Consider the following 26,231-nt stretch of genomic DNA (forward strand, 5'->3'; position numbering starts at 1 on the left):
TAGGCCGCCATAACCGCAGCAACGGATATGCCCCCACCCCCTGCTGCCCCCTGAACACCCACTGCTGCAAGACTGCTGCCACAGCAACACCCCTCCCCCAAAATCCCCCCCCACCCCCCCGCAACCATTACCCCCAACCCCAATGGCATGCCCGTTGCACACATCCCCTCAATCAGGTCCACGCACCTTGCACGACTGAAATCAGGAGCACCCATGAGCACTGAATTTTTCTGGCGCCTGCCATTGGGCACCGACGGCCCGCAGCTGACCACCGACAAGCACAACCGGGGCAACCCGGACTACCGCCCCGGCCATATCGCCCCCGGCCGCCTGCCGAATGGCGAGCCCGATGACTTCACCTACATCGACTACATCGCCCAGGTGGCCAAGGCCGCCGAACTGGCAGGCTTCGAAGGCGCACTGCTGCCCACCGGCCCCGAGCCGTGGATTGCCGCCGCGGCACTCGCCCGGGAAACCCGGCGCATCAAGTTCCTGATCGCCTTCCAGGCCACCTGGACCCTGCCCGCCTATGCCGCGCAGCAAGCCGCGATCCTGCAGAACCTCAGCCGTGGTCGCCTGGAGTGGAACATCATCACCGGCGGCAACCCGGCCAGCCAACGCGCCAACGGCGACTTTCTCGAACATGACCTGCGCTACAAGCGCACCGGCGAGTTCCTCGACATCATCCAGGGCCTCTGGGAAAACCAGAAATTCTCCTATGACGGCGATATCTACCAACTGGAAAACGGCTCGCTGCCCGCCGGCCTGCACAACGAACGCAAGCCGGGGGTGTATTTCTCGGGGTTCTCCGAGGCCGCGCTGGTTGTGGCCGCCCGACATGCCGACGTCTACCTGAACTGGGCCGAGCCGATCGACAAGCTCCAGCCGCACATCGACCGGGTGCGCGAACTGGCGGATAAACAGGGGCGTACCGTGCGTTTCGGCCTGCGTGTCGACCTGTTCGCCCGCGAAACCGAAGAGCTGGCCTGGAAGGACCTGCGCCGCCAGTTCGACAAGCTCGAAGGCAAGACCAGTGCCGTGGCCAAGGGCTTTACCAGCGGCTCGGATTCGGTCGGTGCCGCCCGGCAAACCGCCTACCACCAGAACGTCGACCGCTTTGATGACCTGATCATCGGCCCCAACCTCTGGGCCGGTTTTGCCAAGGCCAAGCCGGGCCCGACCGTGGGCCTGGTGGGCAGCCACGAAAACATTGCCGAGCGCCTGGTGGAATACCGCGACGCCGGTTTCTCGACCTTTATCCTCGCCGGCAATCCGCACCTGGAAGAGGCCCTGCGCATTGGCCAGGAAGTCTTGCCGCTGGTGCACCAACGCCCGGCCGTCCAACCTTTGAAAGCCAGCGCCTGAACGCTGGGGGAGCCCCTTTGATGACGCAACCTCTCGACACCCTGTGGTACACCCGTTGTCCTGTGCCGACCGGCCTGGGCATTGCCGTGCAAAAAGGCTGGCTGCAAGACACTGTCGGTGCCCTCGGCACCGAGGTGCAGTCGCTGCGCGAGTCGAATGACAAGGCCGTACGCGAGTCGCACTTCGACCACACCCTGCAGAATTCCGTGCGCCACGGTGGCAATATCCCGGCGATCTGGGCCCGCGCCCAAGGCCGTGAAACCCGTGTGATCGGCCTGTCCTGGGCGGACGAAGTGCAATTGATCCTGACCCGCCAGGACAGCGGCATCAAGACCGTCAAAGACCTCAAGGGTCGCACCTTCGGCCTGCCGGATTGGGTCGGCGCGCAGATCGACTTTACGCGCGCCCAGGCCCTGCGTGGCCTGGAAAACGCCCTGTCGCTGGAAGGCCTGAAGGTCGGCGACGTCAAGCTGAAGAACTTTCAATACGGCGGCACCTTCAGCGACAGCGCAGTGCGCAACGTGGCCGGCACACCGGTAACCGCGCAGACGACTGGACGCAACCTGGAGCTGATCGGCCTGCTGCGCGGCGAAGTTGACGCGATCTTCCTCAAAGGCGCCAGCGCGGCGCAGCACGCGCATGATTTCGGCCTGCACACGGTGATCGACACCGGCGCCCACCCCGATCCGCTGATCCGCAGCAACAATGGCACCCCGCGCACCCTGGCGGTCGACCTGAACCTGCTGGACCAGCATTTTGACGTGGCCACCGGCATCCTCGACTCCGTGCTGCGTGCCGAGCAGTGGGCGCACACCCACCCGGAAGACACCCGGCGCTACCTCGCGCGGGAAACCAACAGCAGCGAATACTGGGTGACCGCCGCCTATGGCGACGATGCTCACCTGCGCCTGCGTACCGGGCTGGATGAACAAGCCATTGCGGCCTTGCAGGACTTCACTCACTTCCTGCATCGGTGGCGCTTTATCCCGCAAAGCTTCGATGTGCGCGAATGGATTGACGCGCGGCCGTTGCAGGCGCTGCTCCAAGGCAACACCGCACTCGCCGGCTAACCCCTGTAGGAGCCCGCTTGCCGGCGATAGCGTGTTTGCGGACGCCATCGCCACCCAGCCAGGCGCCCACAGAAGACTTCATGGATTGGAACGAAGAATTTTATGAGCAAACCACTCGATACTCTCTGGTACACCCACAGCCCGGTGCCCACCGGGCTTGGCATTGCGGTGCAGTCCGGGCGACTCGCCGAAGCCTTCCTGCCCTTTGGCACCAATATCCAATCGCTGCGCGAGTCCACCGAGCGCGAAGTGCGTGAAGCGCACTATGACCATCACCTGCAGAATTCGGTGCGCCACGGCGGCAATATCCCGGCGATCTGGGCCTATGCCAGCGGCGTCGAAACCCGCGTGCTGGGGCTGTCGTGGAGCGATGAAGTGCAGTTGATCCTGACCACCGCCGAAAGCGGCGTGAAGAGCGTGCGCGACCTGAAGAACCGGCGCTTCGGCTTGCCGAAATGGGCCAATGTGCAAATCGATTTCACCCGTGCCCAGGCGCTGCGCGGGCTGGAAAACGCGCTCAAGCTCGAAGGCCTGGAGGTCGCGGATGTGGAGTTGGTGGACTACCCCTACGGCGGCACCTACAGCGACAACCAGACCTCCTACGTCTATGGACCGGAAGTCAGCCTGGGCGTCAGCCGTTTCAGCCGGCGCAACAACGAGCTTATCGGCCTGCTGCGCGGCGACATCGACGCGATCTTCCTCAAGGGCGCGCATGCCGTGCACCTGGCCAACGAGTTCGGCCTGCATGTGGTGGTCGACACCGGTTCGCACCCGGACCCGCTGATCCGCTCCAACAACGGCACGCCCCGCACGCTTACGGTGGATATCCACCTGCTGCAGGAACACTTCGATGCCAGCGTGAAGATAGTCGACACGGTGTTGCGCACCGAGCAGTGGGCCTGGGCCAACCCGGACGAAACCCGGCGTTTTCTCGCCAAGGAACTCAATACCAGCGAGTACTGGGTCACGGCGGCGTATGGCGAGGACGCGCATCGGCGTCTGCGCACGACCCTCGACTCCCGCTCGATTGAAGCACTGCAGGACTTCACCGACTTCCTGTTCCGCTGGAACTTCATCCCACGCCGTTTTGATGTGCGCGACTGGATCGATTTCAGCGTGCTGGAAAAAGTCATCGGCTCCACCTCTCGCGTCGCCGTGTAACCCTCGCACCGGCGATGGCGATCTCGATGACGCCATCGCCGCGATGCGACGATTCGACAAGCCGGGCTTCTACAAATCCGCTGAAACCAGGGCCAATTGTGTTGGCCTGGCAACACCTCTCCTGCTGCTCCAGCAGCACCCGCCAAGCACTTTCTGCTGATTGTTACACAGGCCTGTCCCGAGGACTTTTTTCGCCTGCTTGTTTTCACCCAAACATGTTTTTTTAGTGTTTATATTCAACAGCTTATGCGCTTGTATCAACACTGAAATCCTCTTGGCACGATCTCTGCTCTACCCCCTTCAAGGACACTTTTCCGGGGGAGACTGCAATGCATAAAATCAATCCAATCACCAAGGGCTTATGGCTGGCGTTACTGGTCACCGGTGGCGCGCATGCCGCTGAAGAAGACACCGCAAAAACCGAGCCGTCACTCAAGACCGTCACCGTCACCGCACAGCACCGCGAGGAAACCCTGCAAGAGGTTCCGGTGGCCGTGTCGGCGGTCCAGGGCACTACCCTGGTCGCCGACGGCGTACGCAATATGGGCGACATCACCACCTTCATTCCCAACGCCTCGGCGAAGAACCCGGACGGTGACGGGCGGCCGCGCTGGTACATCCGCGGGCTAGGCACCGGCGATACCGGCGCGGCGACCGTCTACCCGGTGGGCATCTATGCCGACGACGTCTACCTGAACGCGCCGATTGCCGGCGGCGGGCCGCTCTGGGACCTGGAGCGCATCGAGATTCTGCGCGGACCACAGGGCACGCTGTACGGCAAGAACACCACCGCGGGTGCGGTGAACATCATCTCCAAGAAGCCGACCTTCGACACCGACGGGTTCGGCACTATCGGCTTTGGCAGCAAGAACGAACGCATCCTCAGCGGCGCCCTGGGCGGTGCCCTGGTGGATGAAAAACTCGCCGCGCGGATCTCGCTGTACTCCGAGGAGCGCGACGGCTTCCAGAAGAACCTGGTGGACGATCACACCTACGGCGACGTGAATAAAAAGGCCGTACGCCTGCAATTCTTCGCCCAGCTCAATGACGACCTCGACGCGTTGTGGAAGATCCACGCCCGCGAGTTCAAGGGCGATGGTGCCAACGGTGCGCTGACCCTGGGCCGTTACTACAACGTCGGCTACCAGCGCCCGCTGGGGCGCAATATCGCGCTGAACGTGAAGGACGATTCCAAGCTCGACCACGACGGCACCTCGCTGACGCTCAACTGGCACCTGGGCGACTACACGCTGACGTCGATCACGGCCTACGACTACATTCGTGGCCAGTCCAGCAGCGACGCCGACTACACCCCGTACGAAGTCAACGGTACGTCCACCGCCGACAACAAATACACCCAGTATTCACAGGAAATCCGCCTGGCCTCGCCCCAGCAGGAAACCCTGCGCTGGCTGGCCGGCGCCCATTACTTCCACGAAGACCTCGACAGCAGCGCCGGGCGGTTTATCCAGCCTGGCCCGACACCGAACGGCACCGGGTCCAACCAGATCAACGGCGCCACGGACTTTCGTGACCTGAGCTACGACCACAAGACCGACAGCTACGCGCTGTTCGGCAACCTGACCTACGACTTCACCGACAACTTCAGCGTGACCGGTGGCCTGCGCTGGACCCAGGAAAAGAAAGACATCGACCTCAACCTCGCGCAGCTGACTCGCGCCACCGCCAACGGCCCGCTGATCCCGCTGGCCGCTGCCGGCAGCAACGGCAATCGCCAGGAAAACAAGACCTGGGAGGCCTGGACCTACGACCTGACCCCGGAATACCGCATCAACGACAACGTGCGCGTGTTCTTGCGCTATGCCCACGGCTTCCGGTCCGGCGGCTTCAACACCGGGCTGTCGACCAGCCTGTCGCAGTTGACCACGGTGGACCCGGAACAACTCGACGCGTACGAATTCGGCGTCAAGTCCGAGTGGTTCAACCATCGCCTCACAGCCAACGCGAACATCTTCTACTACGACTACTCGGACATTCAGGTCAACCTGCTGACGGTCAACAACGGTGTGCTGACCACGGCGCTGACCAACGGCGCCAAGGGCAAGGTCAAGGGCGCCGAGCTGGAACTCGAAGGCCAGCCGACCGACTACCTGCACCTGCGCGCGGCGGTGTCGTTCCTCGATACCGAGTACACCGACTTCAAGAACACCAACCCGACCACGGGCGCGGTCACCGGCGACTACAGCGGCAACAGCTTCGTGCGTTCACCGCGCAACGTGGTATCGCTGGGCGGCGACTACACCTTCCCGCTGGAGATCGGCGGCAAGCTGGTGGCCGGTGCCGACGTGAGCTTTCGTGACAAGGAATACTTTCTCGCCGACCGCCAGAGCAGCGCCGACAAGGACTTGAGCCAAGCGCACTACACCTTGGCCAACAGCCGCCTGACCTGGTACAGCGCGGATGAAAAACTCAGCGTCACCGGGTTCGTAAATAACCTCACCGATCGCCGCTACCAAGTGCATGGCCGGCCCAACGGTGGCCTCGGCCAATACGTGATCACCTATGGCGACCCGCGCACCGTGGGCCTGAGCGTGACCAGCCGCTTCTAAGCCAGACGCTGGAGGGTATTTATCCGCCTAGCAGGATCAATGTGGGCACTGGCTTGCCAGCGCCCACAACTGGCCCCCATTGCTTGAGCCACGACACCCGGCCCGCCATCGCCACTATCCAGCCATTCTATTTTTGAAAGGACCACTTCCATGTTCCAACGTACTCCGTTGGCCGGCGCCATCGCGCTGGTCATGGCCAGCCTTGCCCTGCCCGTCGTCGCGGCAGACGAGACCCAACCGACCGCAAAAAACGATCACCTCGACACCGTGGTGGTCCTCGGCACCCGGCGCAGCGACCTGACCGCCCTGCAAAGCGCGGCACCGGTGGACGTGCTCTCCGGCGAGCAATTGCAACAGACCGGCGCCACCGATTTGTCCGGTGCCCTCACCGCCCTGTCGCCATCGTTCAACTTCCCACAGTCGCCGCAGGGTGCCTTCGCCGGTTCCATCGCCCAGGGCGCCTCGTTGCGTGGCCTGGCCTCAGACCAGGTGCTGGTGCTCGTCAATGGCAAGCGCCGCCACAGCAGCGCCAACATCACCCGCCAGAGCCTGGTGAACGGGCGTGGCGCAGCGGCGGTGGATTTGAGCCTGATCCCACTGAGCGCGATCCAGCGCGTCGAGATCCTGCGCGACGGCGCCGCCGCTCAGTACGGCTCGGATGCAATCGCCGGGGTGATCAATATTGTGCTCAAGGAAAACGATGACGGCGGCAACCTCGGCTACCGCTTCGGCGGCTACGACAAGGGCGACGGTATCCAGCGCAAGCTCAGCGGCTGGAAGGGTTTCGCGTTGCCCAACGACGGTTTCCTGACCCTGAGTTTCGACGCCGGCAGCCAAGACCCGGCCAGCGATACCAACCCCGACAACCGGATCTTTTACCCCGGCGACACCAGCGTCAACACGCCCCGCGAGCAGAACAACCGCTACCGCACCTGGCGCTGGGGCGCGGGCAATGTCTCGGACCAGTACAATGTTGTCGCCAACAGCGAGATCGGCGTCGGCGAGGGCCTGACCGCCTATGGCTTTGCCACCTATGCCCACAAGAACACCGACGCCGAAGGCTTCTTCGACCCGCCGACCACCCTGCGCAACAACTACGGCAGCACCGCGTTGCAGCGTTACCCGGACGGTCGCTTGCCGATCACCCGCTACAGTCTGGAAGACTACGCGGTCACCGGCGGCCTGCGCTTCGAGAGCGACCAATTGGGCAAGTTCGACCTGGCCCTGAACCATGGCAACAACACACTTGAGTCCGCTGACCGCAATGCGATCAACCCCAGCTATGGGGTGAACAGCCCGTCGTCGATCTACACCGGCAAGCGCGAAAACGATCAGACCAACCTGACCCTGGACTGGGTGCGCGACTTCCCCACCGACCTGCTGTTCAAGCCACTGACCCTGTCCGCAGGCCTGGCATGGCGCAAGGAAAACTACCAGTTGAGCGCGGGCGAAGCCGCCGGCTGGCAAAACGGGCCGCTGTTCAACACCATCGACCCGATCACCGGGCGGCGCATCCCGGGCTATTACTCGGGCATCACCCAGGTCGATGCGGCCTCACTGGACCGCAAGGTGCTCGGTGCCTACATCGACGTCGAAGGCCAGATCACCGAGAAATTCCAGGCCGGCGTGGCGGTGCGCACCGAGCACTATTCGGACTTTGGCGACACCACCAACGGCAAGCTGTCGCTGCGCTATGACTTCACCCCACAGATCGCCGCCCGGGCCACCGCCAGTACCGGCTACCGCGCGCCGTCGCTGGTGCAGAGCGGCATGTCCTCATTCAGCGTGCAGGTGGTGGAGCAACCGCCGGGCAGCGGCAACTACGTCGAGGTGCAGCAACGCACTCTGCGTGCCAACAGCCCGGAAGCCCAGGCACTCGGTGGCAAGGCCCTCAAGCCCGAGGAGTCGACCAACTACTCCCTGGGCCTGGTGTGGCGCCCACTGGAAAATGCCTCGGTGACGGTGGACGCCTACCGGATCAACATCAATAACCGCATCACCCTCTCCGACCAGTTGCCCGCCAGCGTGGTCTCGCCGATCTTCGCCGGCACGCCCTACGCGAATATCCAGAGCGCGGCGTTCTACACCAACGTGGCCGACACCCGCACGGACGGCGTCGAGTTGACCGGCAACTACCAGTGGGACCTGCAGCAATGGGGCCGCCTGAACCTGAGCAGTGGTTTTGCGCAGAACAACACCACCATCACCGGCTTGCGCGACGTCGGCAATATCAAGGGCTCGCAGATCATCGGGCGCAATACCCAGGGCCTGATCGAAGACGGCACCCCGCAAAACAAGCTGACCCTGAGCGCCAACTGGCTGTATGAAAACTGGGGGCTGACCATTGCCCAGCGCCGCTACGGCGAGTGGAAAAGCCTCAACGCCACCAACCCCAACCTCGACCAGACCTACAGCCCGCAATGGGTGACTGACCTGGACCTGTCCTACACCTTCCACAAGGGCGTGAAGGTCTCGGTGGGCGCGATCAACCTGTTCGACTCGCACCCGGACAAGGCTGACGGCGCGCAGCTGTATGGCGTGCCCAAGTACTCGATCACCAGCCCGGAAGGCGCGCAGGGTGCGTTCTACTACACCAGTGTGAGCTACGACTTCTGAGAAGACTGCTGAATGGGTGCTGCTCCAGCAGCACCCGATCACCATTTCCCAGCGACCACTCCCCTGTGGAGCCCGGCTTGCCGGCGATGATGTCCCGCGCAAATGTGCACACCTGCAGGGCCCCATCGCCGCCAAGCCAGCACCTACAGGGAGATTCGGTGATGTGGCACATGTCTTGCGATAGTCGCTGGGTATTCAGCTGAATTAAGACTTGCCATGCGCCTGCTTCGATACCTCACCTGGCTTATCTCACCCGTGGCCCTGCTGGCCGTCTGGACGCTGGTGGCCCACCTCGGGATTTTCCCGCGCAACCTGCTGGTACCGCCCGCCCAGGTGCTGCAGGCCTTCGAAGACCTGCTGGCCAGTGGCGAGCTGCTCGAACACCTCGGCAACAGTCTGTCGCGCCTGGGCCTCGGCTTTGGCATCGGCTCGTTGTGCGGGTTGGCTTTCGGCGTGCTGATGGCGCTGTCGAAAAACGTCGAGGCGTATTGCGGCCCGCTGTTTCATACCCTGCGCCAGATCCCTAGCATCGCCCTGATCCCGATGTTCGTGCTGCTGTTTGGCATCGACGAAACCTTCAAGATCATCATCGTCGCCAAGACCGCGTTCTTCCCGGTGGCACTGGCCGCTGGCGAAGGTGTACGGGGTATCCCGCGCAGCTATTTCGAAGTGGCGGACGTGTATCGCCTGCGCTGGCCGACTTTTGTGCGCCTGGTGGCCCTGCCCGCTGCGGCGCCGCCGATCATCACCGGCTTTCGCATCAGCCTGACCCGCGCCTGGGTGGTGCTGGTGGCCACTGAGTTGCTGGCCGCCGACAGTGGCCTGGGCCAGATGATCGAGATGGCGCGGCAGATGCTGCGCATAGACGTGGTGATGGTCGGCGTGGTGGTCACCGGCGTGATCGGTTTTACCCTCGACTATGCCTTTCGCCGCATCGAACAACGCCTGTTCCGCTGGCAAACCCGCTAGGAGTTCCGATGCTGCCTGTATTGAAAAAAGCCCGTGGGCTGTTGCTGCCGCTGCTGCTGATCCTCGCCTGGGAATATGCCTCTCGCCAGGACGCCGCCGGCGCGTATGCGTTCGTACCATTGTCGGCAATAGGCTCGGCGTTGCTGGAGATGCTTGGCAACGGCGAACTGCTGGTCAACCTGCTGGCGAGCCTGGCGCGCACCAGCAGTGGCCTGGCCCTGGGCATTCTGTTCGGGGTGACGCTGGGGGTGCTGATGGCGCTGTCCAGCGTGGCCAACCGCTTGATCGGTCCTTTGTTCCATGCGATTCGCCAGGTGCCGATGCTCGGCTGGATCCCGCTGATTGCCATGTGGTTCGGCAATGGCGAGTTCTCCAAAGTGCTGATTGTCAGCCTGGCGGCGTTTTACCCGATGGTGCTCAACACTTACCAGGGCTTCAGCCACGTCGAGCGCCGCTACCGCGAAGTCGGCCAGGTGCTGGTCCTCACCCCGCTGCAGCAATTTACCCAGGTGCTGTTGCCGGCAGCCTTGCCGAGCATCGCCACCGGTGTCCTGCACGCGCTGGCGTTTGCCTGGGTAACGGCGATCGGCAGTGAGCTGTTCCTGTCCTCGGGTGCCGGCCTGGGCAACCTGATGATGAACGCCGAGGCCGGCTCGCGCATGGAAGTCATCGTGCTCAGCGTGCTGTGCATCGGCTTGCTCGGCTACCTGATGACCCTGTTGTTCACCCTGCTGAGCCGCCACCTGCTGCGCTGGCGCAACCTCCGTTGAAAGGCCTCGATATGAATGCAATCGCCCACGCTTCCCTTCATCAACACGTGCAGACCGGCGCACTGCAGATTCGCGGCTTGAACAAAGCCTATCGAATCGAAGGCCGCGCCTTGCCGGTGCTCCAGGACATCCACCTCGACGTACGCCCGGGTGAATTCGTCAGCATTGTCGGCGCCAGCGGCTGCGGCAAATCTACCTTGCTGCGCCTGATCGTCGGGCTGGAAGCCGAATACGAAGGCGATATCCTGCTCGACGGTAAACGCATCGCGTCCACCAGCCTGGAGCGCGGCATCGTGTTCCAGGACCACCGACTGTTCCCGTGGATGACCGTCAGCCAGAACATTGCCCTGGCGCTGAAAAACCACGCGCTGCCCGCGGCCGAAAAAGACCGCCAGGTCGCCGAACATATTGCCCTGGTCAACCTCAGCGGCTTTGAAAACGCCTACCCGCACCAGCTTTCGGGCGGCATGGCCCAGCGCGCGGCCATTGCCCGGGCGTTGATCAACAAGCCCAAGGTGTTGCTGCTGGACGAGCCCCTCGGCGCCCTCGATGCCCTGACCCGCGTGCACCTGCAGCGTGAGTTGCAACGCATCTGGGTGCAGCAGCGTTGCACGGTGATCATGGTCACCCACGACATCGAAGAAGCGCTGTACCTGGGCGACCGGGTGATCGTGATGGATGCCCATCCGGGGCGGATCAAGCATGAAATCCAGGTCGACCTGCCGCACCCACGCGACCGCGCCTCGCCGGTGTTGCAGGGCTACAAGGAGCAGTTGCTGGAAGAATTGGTCGGGCACTGATCCGTCCTGCCCCTGAAAAGTGTGGGAGCGGGCTTGCTCGCGAAAGCGGTGTGTCAGTCGCTGGAAGTGCTGACTGATCCACCGCTTTCGCGAGCAAGCCCGCTCCCACATTGGGGGATGCGTCGGCCACTAATGCGGCGCAAGGCCGAGCAATTTCTGCCACGCTGCCAAAATCCAGGCCTCACACCAATGAAACATGTGGGATTCATCGTCCATTAATGCGGCGCAAGGCCCGGCCATTTCAGCCACGCCGCCAAAATCCAGGCCTCACACCTATCAAAAATGTGGGAGCGGGCTTGCCCGCGAAGGCGGTGTGTCAGTCGCTGGAAGTGTCGATTGATCCACCGCTTTCGCGGGCAAGCCCGCTCCACTCAAGCATCCTCAAGAATCAGATCAGCGCCCTTCTCTGCCACCATCAGCACCGCCGCGTGGGTGTTGCCCGAGGTTACGTTGGGGAAGATCGATGCATCGACGATGCGCAAGCCCTGCAGGCCGTGCACTTTCAAGCGTTTGTCGACCACCGACACCTGCGGGTCCGAGCCCATGGCGCAGGAGCCGCACAGGTGGTAGATCGATCCGCTGTTTTCGCGGAAGTATTGCAGCATCTGCTCATCGGTCTGCACCGCATCGCCGGGCAATACTTCGGCCACGGTGATGCCCTTGAGCGCGGGCGCCTGCATGATCTTGCGCATCAACCGGCTGCCCTGGATCACCTCGTCGATGTCCTTCTCGGTGCTCAGGTAGTTGGGGTCGATCAATGCCGCGTCCCGTGGGTTTTTCGAGGCGATACGAATGGTGCCGCGGCTGGTCGGCCGGCACGGGTTGAAGCACAGCAGGAAGCCGGAATACGGCTCGGGCTTGAGGCTGGCCTTGTTGTTTTTCGGGATCTGGTACGACAGCGGATTGAAGTACAGCTGTAGGTTCGGGTCCTTCTGCGCCTCGTTGCCGCGAAAGAATCCGCCCGCCTGGTTCACGCTCATGGCCAGCGCGCCCTTGCGGGTCAGCAGGTACTTGAGGCCCAGTTTCAACTGGCCGAACAGCGAGCTGAGTTCGTCGTTCAGGGTCGGGATATTGGCCTTGTAGTAATAGCTCGCGCACAGGTGGTCCTGCAGGTTCTCGCCCACCGCCGGCAGGTGCTTGACCAGCGGGATCGCATGCTCGGCCAGCAGGTGCCGGTCGGCAACCCCGGACAATTGCAGGATCTTCGGCGTGTCCACTGCACCCGCGCACAGGATCACTTCCTTGCGCGCGCTGAAGGTGCGCGCCACGCCGTGCTGGGTGACGGCAATGCCGGTGGCGCGCTGCTGGTCGTCGAACAGCACGCGGTCGACCAGTGCATGCAGCTCCACCGTCAGGTTCGGCCGGCCGAGCGCCGGGTGCAGGTGCGCAAAGCTGCTGGAGCAGCGTTCGCCGTTGCGGGTGTTGACGTCATACAGGCCCGCGCCTTCGAAGTTCGGGCCGTTGAAGTCGTCGCTGTGGGCGTAGCCGAGCTGTTCGCAGCCCTTGAGGAACACGTCGCAGATCGGGTGGGTCTGGCCCTTCATCGGCGTGATGCTGATGGGGCCGCTGCCGCCGTGGTACTCGGTGTCGCCCAACGGGTGATTTTCCAGTTTGCGAAAGTACGGCAACACGTCCGCAAAGCCCCAGCCGTCGTTGCCGTTCGCGGCCCAGTCATTGAAGTCATGGGCCTGGCCGCGCACGTAGATCATCGCGTTGATCGAGCCCGAGCCGCCCTGCACCTTGCCGCGTGGCGCGTAGATTTCGCGCCCGGCCAACTGCTTTTGCGGCTGGCTGTAGTACATCCAGTTGAAGGTCGGGTTGTAATACATCTTGGCGAATCCGACCGGGATCTTGAACCACCAGGAGCTGTCCTTGCCGCCGGCTTCGAGCAGCAACACCGAGTATTCGCCAGAGGCGGACAGCCGGTTGGCGAGGATGCAACCTGCGGCGCCAGCGCCGGCGATGATGTAGTCATATGTCATTCACGGTTACCGCGTAAGTCGTTTTTTTAGCCCTTGGCGGGCGAAGTGTCTTTGACGTCAGCCGGCGTCGGCGCCATTTGCAGGTGCAAGCGCTGACCGCTGTACGGCGTGTGTTTGCGCACCACGTCCATGTTCAGTTCCACGCCCAGGCCCGGCTCGGTGGACGGGATGATGTAGCCGTCTTCCCATTGCAGTGGCTTGGTCAGCACTTCGGCGTGGAAGCCGCCCCAGGTCATGATGCTTTCCTGGATCAAAAAGTTCGGCGTGCACGTGGCCAGCTGGAAACTCGCCGCCGCGCCAATCGGCCCGTTGTACAGGTGCGGCGCGATCTGCGCGTAGTAGGCCTCGGCCATGCTCGCGATTTTCTTGGCTTCGAGCAGCCCGCCGCAGCGCGCCACGTTCATCTGCAGGATCGACGCGCCGCCGGCCTGCAGCAGCTTGAAGAATTCATACTTGGTGGTCAGCCGTTCGCCGGTGGCAATCGGGATGCTGGTCTTGGCCGCGACTTGGGCCATGGCGTCTTCCTGGCCGGGTGGCACCGGCTCTTCAAACCACAGCGGGTCGTATTTTTCCAGGCGCTTGGCCAGGCGGATTGCCGACGACGGCACCATCTGCCCATGGGTTCCGAACAGCAGGTCGCATTTGTCGCCCACCGCTTCGCGGATCTTGCGGCAAAACGTCTCGCAGCGTTCCAGCACTTCCAGCGAAATCTGGTGGCCGGAGTACGCGGTGTAAGGGCCGGCCGGGTCGAACTTCACGGCGGTGAAGCCTTTGTTCATGTTGTCGATGGCGCATTCGGCGGCCAGGTCCGGGTCGTCGTAGTCGTACTCGCCTTTGCTATTGACCGGGTACAGGTAGGTGTAGGAGCGCAGGCGCTCGTTGACCTTGCCGCCGAGCAACTCGTAGACCGGCTTGTTGGCGGCCTTGCCGATGATGTCCCAGCAGGCCATCTCCAGGCCGCTGACCACGCCCATCATGGTCAGGTCCGGGCGCTGGGTGAAACCGCTCGAGTAGGCCTGGCGGAAGAAGCGCTCGATATGGTGCGGGTCATGGTCGAGCAGGTAGCGTTCGAACACATCCTCGATGATCGGCAGCATGGCCTTGGGGCCGAATGTCGCGGCGTAGATCTCGCCGACACCTTCGATGCCGCAGTCGGTCTTGAGTTTGACGAACAGCCAGTACATGCCACCGATGTGCGGCGGCGGGACAGCAACGATATGGGTTTCAAGGGCGACGATTTTCATCTCAGGCACCTGTCTGGTTGAATTTTTTACGGTTGATTCGGGCGCGCAGGGTCAGGGCCGCAAGGGTGCCGAGCACGCCGATGAAGGCGATGTAGCCGAAATACAGGTTGTAGCCGGCCTTGCCTGGGTAGGTGTCGGTCAAGTAGCCGTTGATCAGCGGGATAAAGGTGTCCGGCAGGTAACCCACCACCGAGACAATGCCGATGGCCAGGCCAGTGATGCGCAGCGGGATGTCGCAGCTGTCGAGGATGGCCCAGTACAGGCCGCGAATCGCGTAGGTCATCAGGCCGATGAAGATCACCGTGCCGATCAGCAGGCCCAGGCTGTTGAAGGCCGGGAACACGATCAGCCCGAGCATGGCCAGGGTTACCAGGGCCAGCGCGACGATCAGTACCGAGATATTCGAGAACTTGTCACCCAGCCAGCCGCCGCCGATGCCGCCGATGGGGCGCATCCACAGCTTGATGGTGGTGATGGTGCCGGCCATCACGGCGGTCATGCCGCTGCCTTGCAGGTAGTCCGAGAAGCTGTAGGTGGCCCAGAACATGTGGTAGCCGCAGAACACAATCGCGGTGACCAGCCACAGCTCGGGGATCTTCACCAGGGTCGCCAGGTCGGCGATCAGGTTGAACTTGCGCTTCTCGACCGCCGGTGTTTCAGCCATGGATTTCGGGTCTTTCAACAGCACCAGCACACAGCCGATGGCGATGCAGGTGAAGGAATACAGGTACACCACATGCTTGAAGCCCTCGCCCGCCGACTCGCCACGGGTTTCGGTGGCAAAGGCGAACAGGCCCAGGGCCACGGTCGCCAGCAGCGCTTCCACCAGGCCGCGACCGCCATCGAGGATGCCGAAGAAGCGGCCCTGCTCGCTGTGGTGGGCAATCATCTTCACGCGCTTGAGCACCGAGGCCCAGAAGGTCAGGCCGGTGGTCAGGCCCCAGCAGCCGAAGATGATCATCAGGCCGGTCATGGACGGCACGCTGGAGTACCACAGGCCCAGCGCACCGGTGGCGACCAGTGAGAAAAAGATCAGGAAGCGCGGCGGCAGCCGGTCCGCCAGCCAGCCGCTGGGCAGGTAGCTGAGCAGAAAGATCGTGCCGAGCATCGAGTACAGGTAGCCCAGTTGACTGTGATTGATCTGGAATACGTCGAGCATGGTGGTCTGGTAGACCTGGCGCAGGTAGAGGATCGGGTAGATCGCTCCGGCGGCGAGAACCAGCAACATCAATTGGAAGTAGCGACTGGCAGTGTCGCTGTTTTTTGCCGCGGGCACGGCAGCGAAACCCGGGGCAACGGGTGCAGGCTTGGACATCTTGATGACCTCGGGCACCCACTGTGCGGATGCCCTGATAATTGTTTTTATAGAGGCAGCTGCCTCCCTCAAGCTTCAGGCGGCCAGTAAACCTTGCGCGCCTTGACTTGGAGCTCGCAGCTCGACACTTGTAGCTGCTTGGCTAGTACTTCATGACCACCAGGCGGGTCTGGGTGAACTCGAGCATCCCGTGTTTACCGTCATCGCCGCCCAGCCCTGAGCGTTTCCAACCGGCGTGGAAGCCCTGGTACGGGTCCGCCGGGGTGCGGTTGACGTACAACTCGCCGGCCTCGATGGCATTCGCCACCTTCATTGCCGTGCGGTAGTTCTCGGTATAGAGCACCGATGACAGGCCGAACTGATGGTCGTTGGCCATCGCCAGGGCTTCGTCGATGTCGCGGTACTTGAGCACCGGCAGCACCGGGCCGAAGATTTCCTCCTGGATGATCTCCATGTCCTGGCGGCAACCGCTGAGCAAGGTCGGCGGGTAGAAATGCCCGGGGCCGTCTGGCAGTACACCGCCGCTTTCCAGTACAGCACCGGCGGCGACGGCGCGCTCGACCATGGCATGGATAGTCTTTTGCGCGCTGGCATTGACCAGTGGCCCCATCAGGCTGGGATCCTGGGCGCGGTCGCCGAATTTCACCGCGCTGATCCTGGCTTTGAGCAAGGCGAGGAAGCGGTCGTAGACGGCTTCGTGCACGTACACGCGCTCAACCGCCGTGCACAGCTGGCCGCAGTGGGTGGTCTTGGAGGCGACGATGGCGCTGGCGGCGGTTTCCAGGTCGGCGTCCGCCTCGATGATCGCCGGCGTCTTGCCGCCCAATTCCAGGGACGGCTTGGCAATATTGGCCTTGCAGTAGTCCAGCACGATGCGCCCGGCATTCACACTGCCGGTAAGCGTAATCAGCCCGACCGCCTTGTGCGTGCAGACGCTGGCGGCGGTGGCGTGGTCCATGGTCAGGATGTTGATCACCCCGGCTGGAATCCCGGCCTTGACCACTGCCCTGGCAATCGCAAATGCCGACAGCGGCGTGTTGTTGCTCGGGCGCACTACCACGGTATTGCCGGCGATCAGCGCCGGGGCGATTTTGCGCAACAGGGTGTAGACCGGGTAGTTGAACGGAATCAGGCAGGCGACGACGCCAATCGGCTCGCGTTGCAGGAACAGGTTTTCGTCCGGGGTATCGCTGGGGATGATCTCGCCTTCGATACGCCGCGCCCATTCGGCGTGGTAGCGGGTGATCTGCGCGGCGTAGCGCGCTTCGTTGCTGGCGTCGCTGAGGCTTTTGCCCGACTCGCTGGCCAGCGCAGTGCCGATGGCCTCGGCGCAGGCATCCAGGGCATCGGCGAATGCACGCAGGTGTTCGGCGCGTTCGATGCTGGTGAGTTTGGCCCAGGTTTTCTGCGCGACGGCCGCGGCATCGACGGCGGCAATCGCCTCATCGGCGGTGGCGGCACTGACGTGGCCGACCACGGTTGCAGTGGCCGGGTTATATACGGCGATCAGGGCATCGCTGGCAGGTTCGACAAAGTGACCGTTGAAAAAATTGCGCTCGAGTTGCATGTGGTTCGCCCAACGTTGTTGTTATCCGAGTGACATGCAGTTTTGTCATCGGCCAGCCGTTGGACAAATGATTTATTGCGCGGGGTAACGTGCGAAAAACGCAGGTTAGTCGGTTTTACACCTCACAGGCCGCGTTGGCGCAGCCACTGCAGGAAGCCCTTCTTGGCCGGCACCACCGGCGCCTCCTGGGTCAAGGCCTGCGCGGCGTGGACGCGGAAATCCAGCAGCGCCTTCATGGCTTCGCTGATGTCATGACGCGCATCCAGGCACGGCTTCAAGTATTCCTTCTCGATGCGGTACAGGGTGCAGAAGGTCTTCGCCGAAAAGTCGGCCAACGCGGCCTCATCCGACAGGATCCCCGCCTCGCCAATCACTTCGCCCGGCCCCATGCGCCCGGCTTCGAATTTGCGCCCGCCCTTGGTCAGCATCACCGAGACCACCCCCGACTCGACGATAAACAAATGATCGCTGACCTCCCCGGCCGGCAGGATCATCTCGCCGGCGCGGTAAGTGTGCAGGGTCATGTTCTGGCTGAAGGTGTCTTTCTCTTCCTGGCGCAAGGTCGAGAAAATCGACGAACGCTCCAGCAACGCCCGCGCGGCGGACATGGCCGGTGGCGCGCCGCTTTCCGTGGCCGACAGCAACCCCACGCCTGCCGCCTGCAGGTGCCGGAACGCCAGGTCGTAGAGCTGGTTGCGCACCTCGCGCTTGAGGGCCATGGCCGGCACGAACCCGCTGATTTCATACTCGACGCCGCCACTGGCGGAGGTTTTGAACGCGACGCTCGGCGCGGGCGTCGCCAGCAGCGGCCGGCAGCCCTGCATTGCGCGCTCGAGTGCTTCGATCACGGTTTGCGGGCGTGCATGGGGGCTGACCTGCAGGCTTACCGCGAGGCCGAACATGTCCGCCGGGCGCGAGAAATTGATGATCTTGGCCTTGGCCGCCAGTGAGTTGGGGATCACCGCCATGCTGCCCTGGGAGGTTTGCAGCCGCGTGGCGCGCCAGTCGATATCGGTGACGCGGCCTTCGGTGCCGTCAATCGAGATCCAGTCATCGATCTGATAGGGCTTGGTGGTGTTGAGGACGATCCCGGAAAACACATCGCTCAAGGTGCTTTGCAACGCCAGGCCGACAATGATCGCCACCGCCCCGGACGTGGCGAGCACGCCCTTGACCGGCAGGTCGAGCACGTAGGCCATCGCGGCGATGATCGCGATCAGGAAAATCACCGCGCCCATCAAATCCTGCAACAACCGCCCGGTATGCCCGACCCGTTGCATCATCACGGTGCCCAGCAACACCGTCAGCGTGCGCGCCGCAAACAGCCACCAGCCGATCTGCAAGGCCGTGGCGGCCAGGTGCAAGGCGGTGTTGTCGGTGTAGGGCGCGAGTTGCATGGGGTTCATGCCGTCGTTGAACAGCACGGCGCTGAACACCGCGAAAATCGCCAGGCGCGCGGCAAGCTTCCAGTTGGCGAGGTTGGCGGAGATCAGGCGCCACACGGCGATGTCGATAAAGATCAGCGCCACGGCGCACAACATCGGGTGATCAGCGATAAATGAGGGCATCCAGGCGACTCCAGGGCGAATGACGGGAAGATCGCATGAAATCGGAACGCTGGAAACAAAATGTGGGCGCTGGCTTGCCTGCGATGCAGGCGCCTCGGTGCATGCGTTACACCGCGCTGATGCTATCGCCGGCAAGCCAGCTCCCACAGGGTTTTGCAGCGGGTCGTCAGGCGTGCATCTGCCCGAACTCGCCCGAGTGGAAATCCGCAAATGCCTGATGGATTTCCTGCTCGGTGTTCATCACGAACGGGCCGTGGCCGACGATCGGTTCGTCGATGGGCTCGCCGCTGAGCAGCAGCACCTTGGCGTTGTCATTGGACTCCAGGGTGAGCTGGCTGCCGTCACGTTCGAACAACGCCAATTGGCCTGGGCGCGCAACCTCTTCGCCGTTGATCAACAGCGTGCCGCTGAGGATCACCAGGGCGGTGTTGCGTCCTGCGTGCAGCGCCAATGTCACGGGTTTGCCGGCGTTGAGGCGCAGGTCCCACACGTCGATCGGGGTGAAGGTGCGTGCAGGCCCACGGGAGCCGGCAAACTCACCGGCGATCAGGCGCAGGTGCCCGGCGTCGTCGGGCAGCGGCAGTACCGGGATGTCAGCGTCGACAATCGTCTGGTAGCCCGCGTCGGCCATTTTGTCCTTGGCCGGCAGGTTGACCCACAGTTGCACCATCTCCATCACCCCGCCGCTGCGGGCAAAGGCTTCGGAATGGAACTCTTCGTGCAGGATGCCCTTGGCGGCCGTCATCCATTGCACATCGCCGGGGCCGATCTTGCCGCCGGCGCCGGTGGAATCACGGTGCTCGACTTCACCGTCATAGACGATGGTCACGGTTTCAAAGCCGCGATGCGGGTGTTGCCCGACGCCACGACGTTGCTCGGTCGGGGTGAAATCCGCCGGGCCGGCGTGGTCCAGCAGCAGGAATGGGCTGATGTGTTTGCCCATCGAATCGTAGGAAAACAGCGTGCGCACCGGAAAGCCGTCGCCGACCCAATGGGCGCGCGGGCTGGTGTAGATGCCGATCAACTTTTTCATGGTGTACCTCCAAAGTGAGTACACCATAAGTCCACAAAGTGTTGAGTACTAGCCGGCAAAAGCGGCCCTGAATGTCCTATGTATAGGACAATCCCTTGGCCGGACGTTGGCGCAGCAGGTGGAAAGCCACGAATGCCGTCAACGCAAAACACGCCTGGATGATGATCATCGGCGTGGCACTGCCGTCGCGCCAGTGGCTCAGCAAAAGACCGCTGCAGGTCGCGCCGAACATCTGCGCAAAGCCCATCAGCCCCGCGGCCAAGCCGGCGCGGTGCGCGTTGGGCATCACCCCGCCGGTGACCGCACCGGGCAATACCAGGCCACCGCCGAGGGTCACCAGGGCAATCGGAATATCCAGCCCCAGCACAGACAGGCCGAACACCGCATAAATGCCCATGGCCGCGATACCGCCGATGGCCACCAGCGTCACGCCCATCGCTACAATCCGCTGCGGTCCCAGGCGCAGGATGTTTCGCCGGGTATAAGTGGAGCCGACGATCAGCATCGACACGATCAGGCCGAAATTGATGCCGTACTCCAGGCTGCTGAAGCCGAGCAGGTTGATAAACACCGCCGACGACCCGGCGATCACCGCAAACATGGCGCCATAGGTGCACGCCAGGGCCACGGCGAACGCGCGGTACTGGCGGCCCTTGAGTAAATCCAGGTACTGCCCGCCGAGGGTGCGCCAATGGCCGGCCTTGGGGTCAAGGTAATGGTTGCTTTCGCGAAAAAACATCAGGGCCAGCAGCAACACCACGCTGCCAATCACCAGCGCCAGCAGGATCGGTGCGTGCCAGCCCAGCAGTTTGATCAGCAGGCCGCCGACCATCGGCGCCACCACAATGGCGTAGAGCATGCCGATCATGGTCAGCGCCAGGGCCGGCCCCGCTTCGGCCTTCCACACGTCGCGCACCACCGTGCGCGCCAAGACCAGTGCAGCGCAGGCGCCAAGGCCTTGCACCACGCGGGCCGCGATAAATTGCTGGATGTCGCTGACCAGCAGCATCGACAAGGTTGCCAGCACATACAGCACCAGCCCGCCGATCAGCACAGGACGGCGGCCGATGCGGTCTGACAGCGGCCCGAACACCAGTTGGCCCAGGCCGAATGCGGCGACGAACGCCGACAGCGCCATCAATGCCGAACCCGGCGGTGCGACCAATGCCTGCTCGATCACACCCAAGCCGGGGATGATCAATTGGGTCGAGACTTCACCCAGGGCCGTCAGGGCCACCAGTAAAAACAGCAGGCTTCGCGAGGGTGCCGGGGCGTTTGCCATGGGGAATATCCGGGGGCTGGATTAATTTATATTTCGACCATAATATGAGTAAAAAATTATGTCCATAATTTTTCCCCAACAGGTTTTCCCCGGAGCCCGCCATGCACCCTCTCCCCCTGCGTCTTCTCACGCCCCTGGCCCTGATGATTGTCATCAGCGGCTGCAACAGCAAAGCCGACACCGCCGCCGAGGTGCCCCCACCGCGCCCGGTTCTCGCCGCCAAGGTCGAGGCCGCCGGCACGCAGCAGAACGCCTACACCGGCGTGGTCGCGGCGCGTACCGAGAGTGACCTGGGTTTCCGCGTCAGCGGCAAGGTCATCGAGCGCAAGGTCGACCCCGGCCAGCACGTGTCCCGTGGCGATACCCTGCTGGTGCTGGACATCGGCGACTTCGAGCTGGCGCTGCGCTCGGCCAAAAACCGCGTGAATGCCGCCCAGGCGCAGCTGCGCCAGCGCCGCGATGATGAAAACCGCTACCAGCGCCTGGCTAGTACCGGCGCGGTGTCGCGGCAGATCTTCGACCAGTCGGCCACCAACCTGCGTGTCGCCGAAGCCGAATTGGCCGCGGCGCAATCCGATGCCAGCCAGATTGAAAACCGCCGCACCTACTCCGTGCTCAAAGCTGATGGTGACGGCATCATCACCGACGTGCGGGTGGATCGCGGCCAAGTGGTCGCCGAAGGGCAAATCGTCGCGCGCCTGGCCCATGACGGCGCGCGCGAAGCCATCGTCAACCTCCCGGAAAACCAGCGCGACCTGGCCTCGCAGAAAGCCCTGGCCTTCCCGTTCGGCGCCCCCGACCAGGCGGTGACCGCGACCTTGCGCGAACTCTCGGCCAGCGCCGACCCCGTGACCCGCACCTACCGCGCCCGCTATGTGCTGCACGGCGCTGTCGACCGCTTTGCCCTCGGCTCGACCATCACCGTGCGCCTGCAAGGCGACGGCCAGGCCCAGCAAACCCGCGTGCCGATCGGCGCACTGCAAGACGCAGGGCAAGGCACTGGCGTGTGGCTGATCGGCGCTGATGACAAGGTCAGCTTCGCCCCGGTGAAAGTCGCCAGCCTCGGCCAGGAAGATGCCCTACTCGACAGCGGCGTGGCCCCCGGCCAAACCATCGTCGCCCTCGGCGCGCACCTGCTGCACAGCGGCGACGCCGTGCGCCTGCTGCCCGCCCAGGTACTGGCCCTCAACCGCAAACAGGACCACTGAGCATGCGCGGGATCAACCTCTCCGAACTGGCGGTCAAGCACCGTGCGGTCACGCTGTTTCTGATCATTGCGATCCTCGCCGCCGGGATATTCTCGTTCGGCAAACTGGGGCGCGCCGAAGACCCGTCGTTTACCGTCAAGGTCATGACTATCACCGCCGCCTGGCCCGGCGCCACGGCCCAGGAAATGCAGGAGCAAGTCGCTGACCGTCTGGAAAAACGCCTGCAGGAACTCGACTACTACGACCGCGTCGAGACCATCGCCCAGCCGGGTTTTGTGTCGATGCGCATGACCTACAAGGAGTCCACGCGCCCCAGCGAAATCCAGGACCTGTTCTACCAGACGCGCAAAAAGCTCAGCGATGAAGCGGCGAAACTGCCCAAGGGCGTGATCGGGCCGTTTTTCAACGATGAATATTCCGATGTGTACTTTGCCCTGTACGCCCTGGAAGCCGAGCACCTGCCCCATCGGCAACAGGTGCAGATGGCCGAAGACCTGCGCCAGGGCCTGCTCAACCTGCCGGGCGTGAAGAAGGTCAATATCCTCGGCGAGCAGGCCCAGCGGATCTTTGTCGAGTTCTCCTACGAACGCCTGGCGACCCTGGGCATCAAGCCGGACCAGATCTTCGCCGCCCTCGCCGCGCAAAATGCCGTGGCACCGTCGGGCTTTGTGGAAACCGCCGGTGCGCGCGCCTATATCCGTATCGACGGCGCGTTCGACAGCCTGGCGCTGATCGAAAACGTGCCCCTGGAAGTCAACGGCCGCGTGCTGCGCATCGCCGACGTGGCCACCGTCAGTCGCGGCTATGAGGACCCGCCCAGTTACCGCATCCGCCACCAGGGCGACCCGGCGCTGATGCTCGGCGTGATCATGGAGAAACACTGGAACGGCCTGGAACTGGATAAGAGCCTCAAGGCCGAGGAAGCCAGAATCCAAGCGGACCTGCCGCTCGGCGTGAACTTCGCCAAAGTCTCCGACCAGGCAAAAAACATCAGCCTGGCGGTGAACGAATTCATGCTGAAATTCTTCGTCGCCCTGGCGGTGGTCATGGTGATCAGCCTGTTGGCGCTGGGCTTTCGCGTCGGCCTGGTGGTGGCCGCTGCGGTGCCTCTGACCTTGTCGGTGGTGTTTGTGATCATGCTGCTCACCGGGCGTGAGTTCGACCGCATTACCCTCGGCGCGCTGATCATTTCCCTCGGGTTGCTGGTGGATGACGCGATCATCGCCATCGAGATGATGGTGGTGAAACTCGAGGAAGGCTTCGACCGGATCCACGCGGCCACCTTCGCCTGGAGCTCGACAGCCGCGCCGATGCTGACGGGCACGCTGGTGACCATCATCGGCTTCCTGCCCGTGGGTTTCGCGCGTTCCGGCGCAGGGGAATATGCCGGCAATATTTTCTGGATCGTCGGCTTCGCGCTGATTTCGTCGTGGCTGGTGGCGGTGGTGTTCACGCCGTACCTGGGGGTGAAGTTGCTGCCGCAGATCAAGCCGGTACCCGGCGGCCACGACGCGATTTATGCCGGGCGTTACTACCAGAAACTGCGCACCCTGGTGCAAACCTGCGTGCAGCGGCGCTGGCTGGTGACGGGACTGGTGGTGGCGGCGTTTGTGTTGTGCGTGCTGGGCATGGGCGTGGTGAAGAAGCAGTTCTTCCCCAACTCTGATCGGTCCGAGCTGATTCTTGAGGTGTACATGCCGCCCGGCAGTGCCTTCAAGAGCACCGAGGCGGTGGCCGCGCAGCTGGAAAAAGCGCTGCTGCAAGAGCCGCAGACCCACCTGGTGGACACCTACGTGGGCGGCGGCGCGCCACGCTTTTTCCTCTCGCTGAACCCCGAACTGCCGGACCCGGCGTTTGCCAAACTGATCGTGCAGACCCCGGACTCCCACGCCCGCGACGCACTGAAATTGCGCATGCGCGAGCGGATTGCCGCAGGTGAGTTTCCAGCGGCACGAGTGCGCGTGACGCAACTGCTGTTCGGCCCGCCGGTGCCGTTCCCGGTGGTGTTTCGCGTCAGCGGCCCGAACCTGGATGTACTGCGCGGGGTGTCTGAGCAGGTACGCAAGGTCGTCGCCGCGAATAAGCTGACCAAGGACGCGTTCCTCGATTGGGGCGAGCGCACCAGCGGCTATCGCCTGGTCCTCGATCAGGACCGCCTGCGCCTGCTCGGCTTCACGCCGAACGAGGTCAAATCCCAGCTCAACGCCTTGCTCAGCGGCAACCCGATCACCGAGGTGCGCGAAGGCAACCGCACGGTGTCGGTGGTCGCCCGCGCCCAGGGCAACCAGCGCGAGAACCTCGGCAATCTCAACAACATGACCCTGACCAACAGCGCGGGCACTTCGGTGCCGCTGGCCCAGGTCGGGCACTTCCAGGCAGTGATGGAAGAACCGATCCTCAAGCGCCGCAACCGCGCGACCACCGTGGAAGTACGCGCCGACATCATCGACGGCGTGCAACCGCCCGACGTGGAAATGGCCGTGTACAAAGACCTGCAGCCGCTGATCGCGCAGCTGCCTGCCGGTTACCAGATCGACATCGGTGGCCCGGTAGAAGAAAGCGCCAAGGCCAACGTCGCGCTCGCGGCGCTGTTCCCGATCATGATCCTGCTGACCCTCACGGTGATCATGTTCCAGGTGCGCTCGTTTGGCGTGATGTTCATGGTCTTCGCCACTGCCCCTCTGGGCTTGATCGGCGCGGTGCCGACCTTGCTGCTGTTCAACCAGCCGTTCGGGTTTAACGCGATCCTGGGGCTGATCGGGATCGGCGGGATCCTGATGCGCAACACGCTGATCTTTACCGACCAGATTCGTCAGAACCAGGACCATGGCATGCCGATTCGCGAGGCGATCATCGAAGCCACCGTCCGCCGTGCGCGGCCCGTGATATTGACGGCACTGGCGGCGGCACTGGCGTTCATTCCGCTGACGCTGTCGGTGTTCTGGTCGTCCCTGGCGTATGTGCTGATTGGTGGGGTGCTGGTAGGCACGGTGTTGACGCTGTTGTTCCTGCCGGCACTCTGCAGCCTGGTGCTGGGCCGGGAGAAGACAACTGCCGCTGAAACATCCCACCTGACTGCCGGATAAGCACTACAGATATCACTTAAAAACCGCTGCAAAGTCCCTCGCCTGATCACACAGTGCGAGGGATTGCAGATGTTTTTTTCGATAGCCCCGCCGTTTTGGTGGGTGCGACTTGATCAATGCCACCAGCCAAACCATCGGCCTCCTGCTGCTGACGGCCATGGATGCCAAGACGCGTGACGTCGAAGCCGTGCTCAGCGATTTCAGGCGCTGCCTCAATTCCTACGAAACCTTGGCGCAAAGCTTCCTCAGCTCTTCGGCGCTGGATGTCGAGCAGGTATTCAAGGTCGGCCGTGAGGTGGCGCTTGTCACCCCGATCAACCGTTCGATCCTTCCCAGCAGTACCGTCGCCGCGTGCCAGGCCAACGGCACCTTGACGCTGGTGCACATGTTCCAGAGTTCGAGGTTCGTGCCCATCGGCAATACGCCCGTGATGTTGCAGCGTATCGACCCAGACGGCGGCCCGCTGGGCGCGCCCATCCATAAAACCATCGGGCCCAGCGGCATCCTGGAAGTTACCGAGTGCGATCGTAACCAGCGGTACCGCATCAGCTTCTACCCCAACGTCTCCCAAGAGCATTTCAAGGCGCTGTATGCCTCCTATCAGTCGGTCATCGGGCCGCTGGAA

The 26,231-nt window shown here is 63.2% G+C and carries 17 protein-coding genes and 1 pseudogene; 11 read left to right on the forward strand and 7 right to left on the reverse strand.

Annotation, left to right across the window (positions count from 1 at the left end; all coding sequences use genetic code 11):
* The first annotated feature begins 213 nt into the window (after nucleotides 1-213).
* The 8 genes from NTD80_RS06650 to NTD80_RS06685 all read left to right on the forward strand — a co-directional run bounded on the left by NTD80_RS06650 (nucleotide 214) and on the right by NTD80_RS06685 (nucleotide 11,321).
* Nucleotides 214-1,365 (forward strand): LLM class flavin-dependent oxidoreductase, encoded by a 1,152-nt coding sequence (locus NTD80_RS06650; protein ID WP_262132774.1) that lies wholly within the window; start codon nucleotides 214-216, stop codon nucleotides 1,363-1,365.
* A 20-nt stretch (nucleotides 1,366-1,385) separates the two neighbouring features.
* The gene (locus NTD80_RS06655) at nucleotides 1,386-2,435 is read left to right on the forward strand and encodes an ABC transporter substrate-binding protein (protein WP_065909885.1); all 1,050 of its coding nucleotides are present in this window, start codon (nucleotides 1,386-1,388) and stop codon (nucleotides 2,433-2,435) included.
* Between the two features lie 102 nt (nucleotides 2,436-2,537).
* The gene (locus NTD80_RS06660; protein WP_262132777.1) at nucleotides 2,538-3,596 is read left to right on the forward strand and encodes an ABC transporter substrate-binding protein; all 1,059 of its coding nucleotides are present in this window, start codon (nucleotides 2,538-2,540) and stop codon (nucleotides 3,594-3,596) included.
* Between the two features lie 329 nt (nucleotides 3,597-3,925).
* Nucleotides 3,926-6,166, forward strand: a complete 2,241-nt coding sequence (locus NTD80_RS06665; RefSeq protein WP_262132778.1) for a TonB-dependent receptor — start codon at nucleotides 3,926-3,928, stop codon at nucleotides 6,164-6,166.
* Between the two features lie 150 nt (nucleotides 6,167-6,316).
* Nucleotides 6,317-8,782 (forward strand): TonB-dependent receptor plug domain-containing protein, encoded by a 2,466-nt coding sequence (locus NTD80_RS06670; protein ID WP_262132779.1) that lies wholly within the window; start codon nucleotides 6,317-6,319, stop codon nucleotides 8,780-8,782.
* A 216-nt stretch (nucleotides 8,783-8,998) separates the two neighbouring features.
* A complete protein-coding gene (locus NTD80_RS06675) occupies nucleotides 8,999-9,751 on the forward strand; it encodes an ABC transporter permease (protein ID WP_262132781.1) in 753 nt (250 codons plus the stop codon).
* Between the two features lie 8 nt (nucleotides 9,752-9,759).
* Entirely contained in the window at nucleotides 9,760-10,521 is a 762-nt protein-coding gene (locus tag NTD80_RS06680; protein WP_106804076.1) for an ABC transporter permease, read from the forward strand.
* Nucleotides 10,522-10,532: 11 nt separating this feature from the next.
* The gene (locus tag NTD80_RS06685; RefSeq protein ID WP_065909916.1) at nucleotides 10,533-11,321 is read left to right on the forward strand and encodes an ABC transporter ATP-binding protein; all 789 of its coding nucleotides are present in this window, start codon (nucleotides 10,533-10,535) and stop codon (nucleotides 11,319-11,321) included.
* A gap of 371 nt (nucleotides 11,322-11,692) precedes the next feature.
* On the opposite strand, the gene NTD80_RS06690 is transcribed toward NTD80_RS06685, so the two are convergent.
* The 7 genes from NTD80_RS06690 to NTD80_RS06720 form a co-directional block, all read right to left on the reverse strand.
* Nucleotides 11,693-13,303, reverse strand: a complete 1,611-nt coding sequence (locus NTD80_RS06690) for a GMC family oxidoreductase (RefSeq protein ID WP_213554557.1) — start codon at nucleotides 13,301-13,303, stop codon at nucleotides 11,693-11,695.
* A 26-nt stretch (nucleotides 13,304-13,329) separates the two neighbouring features.
* On the reverse strand, nucleotides 13,330-14,547 hold the full coding sequence (locus NTD80_RS06695; protein WP_065909902.1) for a mandelate racemase/muconate lactonizing enzyme family protein: 1,218 nt from the start codon (nucleotides 14,545-14,547) through the stop codon (nucleotides 13,330-13,332).
* 1 nt (nucleotide 14,548) lies between these two features.
* A complete protein-coding gene (locus NTD80_RS06700; RefSeq protein WP_262132788.1) occupies nucleotides 14,549-15,862 on the reverse strand; it encodes an MFS transporter in 1,314 nt (437 codons plus the stop codon).
* A 142-nt stretch (nucleotides 15,863-16,004) separates the two neighbouring features.
* Nucleotides 16,005-17,429 carry an aldehyde dehydrogenase gene (aldA, locus tag NTD80_RS06705; RefSeq protein WP_262132790.1) on the reverse strand — a complete coding sequence of 475 codons (1,425 nt, stop codon included), beginning with the start codon at nucleotides 17,427-17,429 and terminating at the stop codon, nucleotides 16,005-16,007.
* Nucleotides 17,430-17,551: 122 nt separating this feature from the next.
* Nucleotides 17,552-18,997, reverse strand: a complete 1,446-nt coding sequence (locus NTD80_RS06710) for a mechanosensitive ion channel family protein (RefSeq protein ID WP_106804082.1) — start codon at nucleotides 18,995-18,997, stop codon at nucleotides 17,552-17,554.
* A gap of 166 nt (nucleotides 18,998-19,163) precedes the next feature.
* Nucleotides 19,164-20,030, reverse strand: coding sequence for a pirin family protein (locus NTD80_RS06715; protein ID WP_262132792.1), 867 nt, complete (start codon nucleotides 20,028-20,030; stop codon nucleotides 19,164-19,166).
* Nucleotides 20,031-20,106: 76 nt separating this feature from the next.
* Entirely contained in the window at nucleotides 20,107-21,312 is a 1,206-nt protein-coding gene (locus tag NTD80_RS06720) for a multidrug effflux MFS transporter (protein WP_262132794.1), read from the reverse strand.
* Nucleotides 21,313-21,413: 101 nt separating this feature from the next.
* Here NTD80_RS06720 and NTD80_RS06725 point away from each other — a divergent pair, with 101 nt between their 5' ends.
* The 3 genes and pseudogenes from NTD80_RS06725 to NTD80_RS06735 form a co-directional block, all read left to right on the forward strand.
* Nucleotides 21,414-22,520, forward strand: a complete 1,107-nt coding sequence (locus tag NTD80_RS06725; RefSeq protein WP_262132796.1) for an efflux RND transporter periplasmic adaptor subunit — start codon at nucleotides 21,414-21,416, stop codon at nucleotides 22,518-22,520.
* 2 nt (nucleotides 22,521-22,522) lie between these two features.
* Nucleotides 22,523-25,606, forward strand: a complete 3,084-nt coding sequence (locus NTD80_RS06730; protein ID WP_106804086.1) for an efflux RND transporter permease subunit — start codon at nucleotides 22,523-22,525, stop codon at nucleotides 25,604-25,606.
* Between the two features lie 157 nt (nucleotides 25,607-25,763).
* A pseudogene (locus NTD80_RS06735) lies at nucleotides 25,764-26,231 on the forward strand (type IV secretion protein Rhs); the annotation flags it as partial.

This window comes from Pseudomonas sp. 13B_2.1_Bac1 (assembly GCF_025466155.1).
Taxonomy (GTDB): domain Bacteria; phylum Pseudomonadota; class Gammaproteobacteria; order Pseudomonadales; family Pseudomonadaceae; genus Aquipseudomonas; species Aquipseudomonas aylmerensis.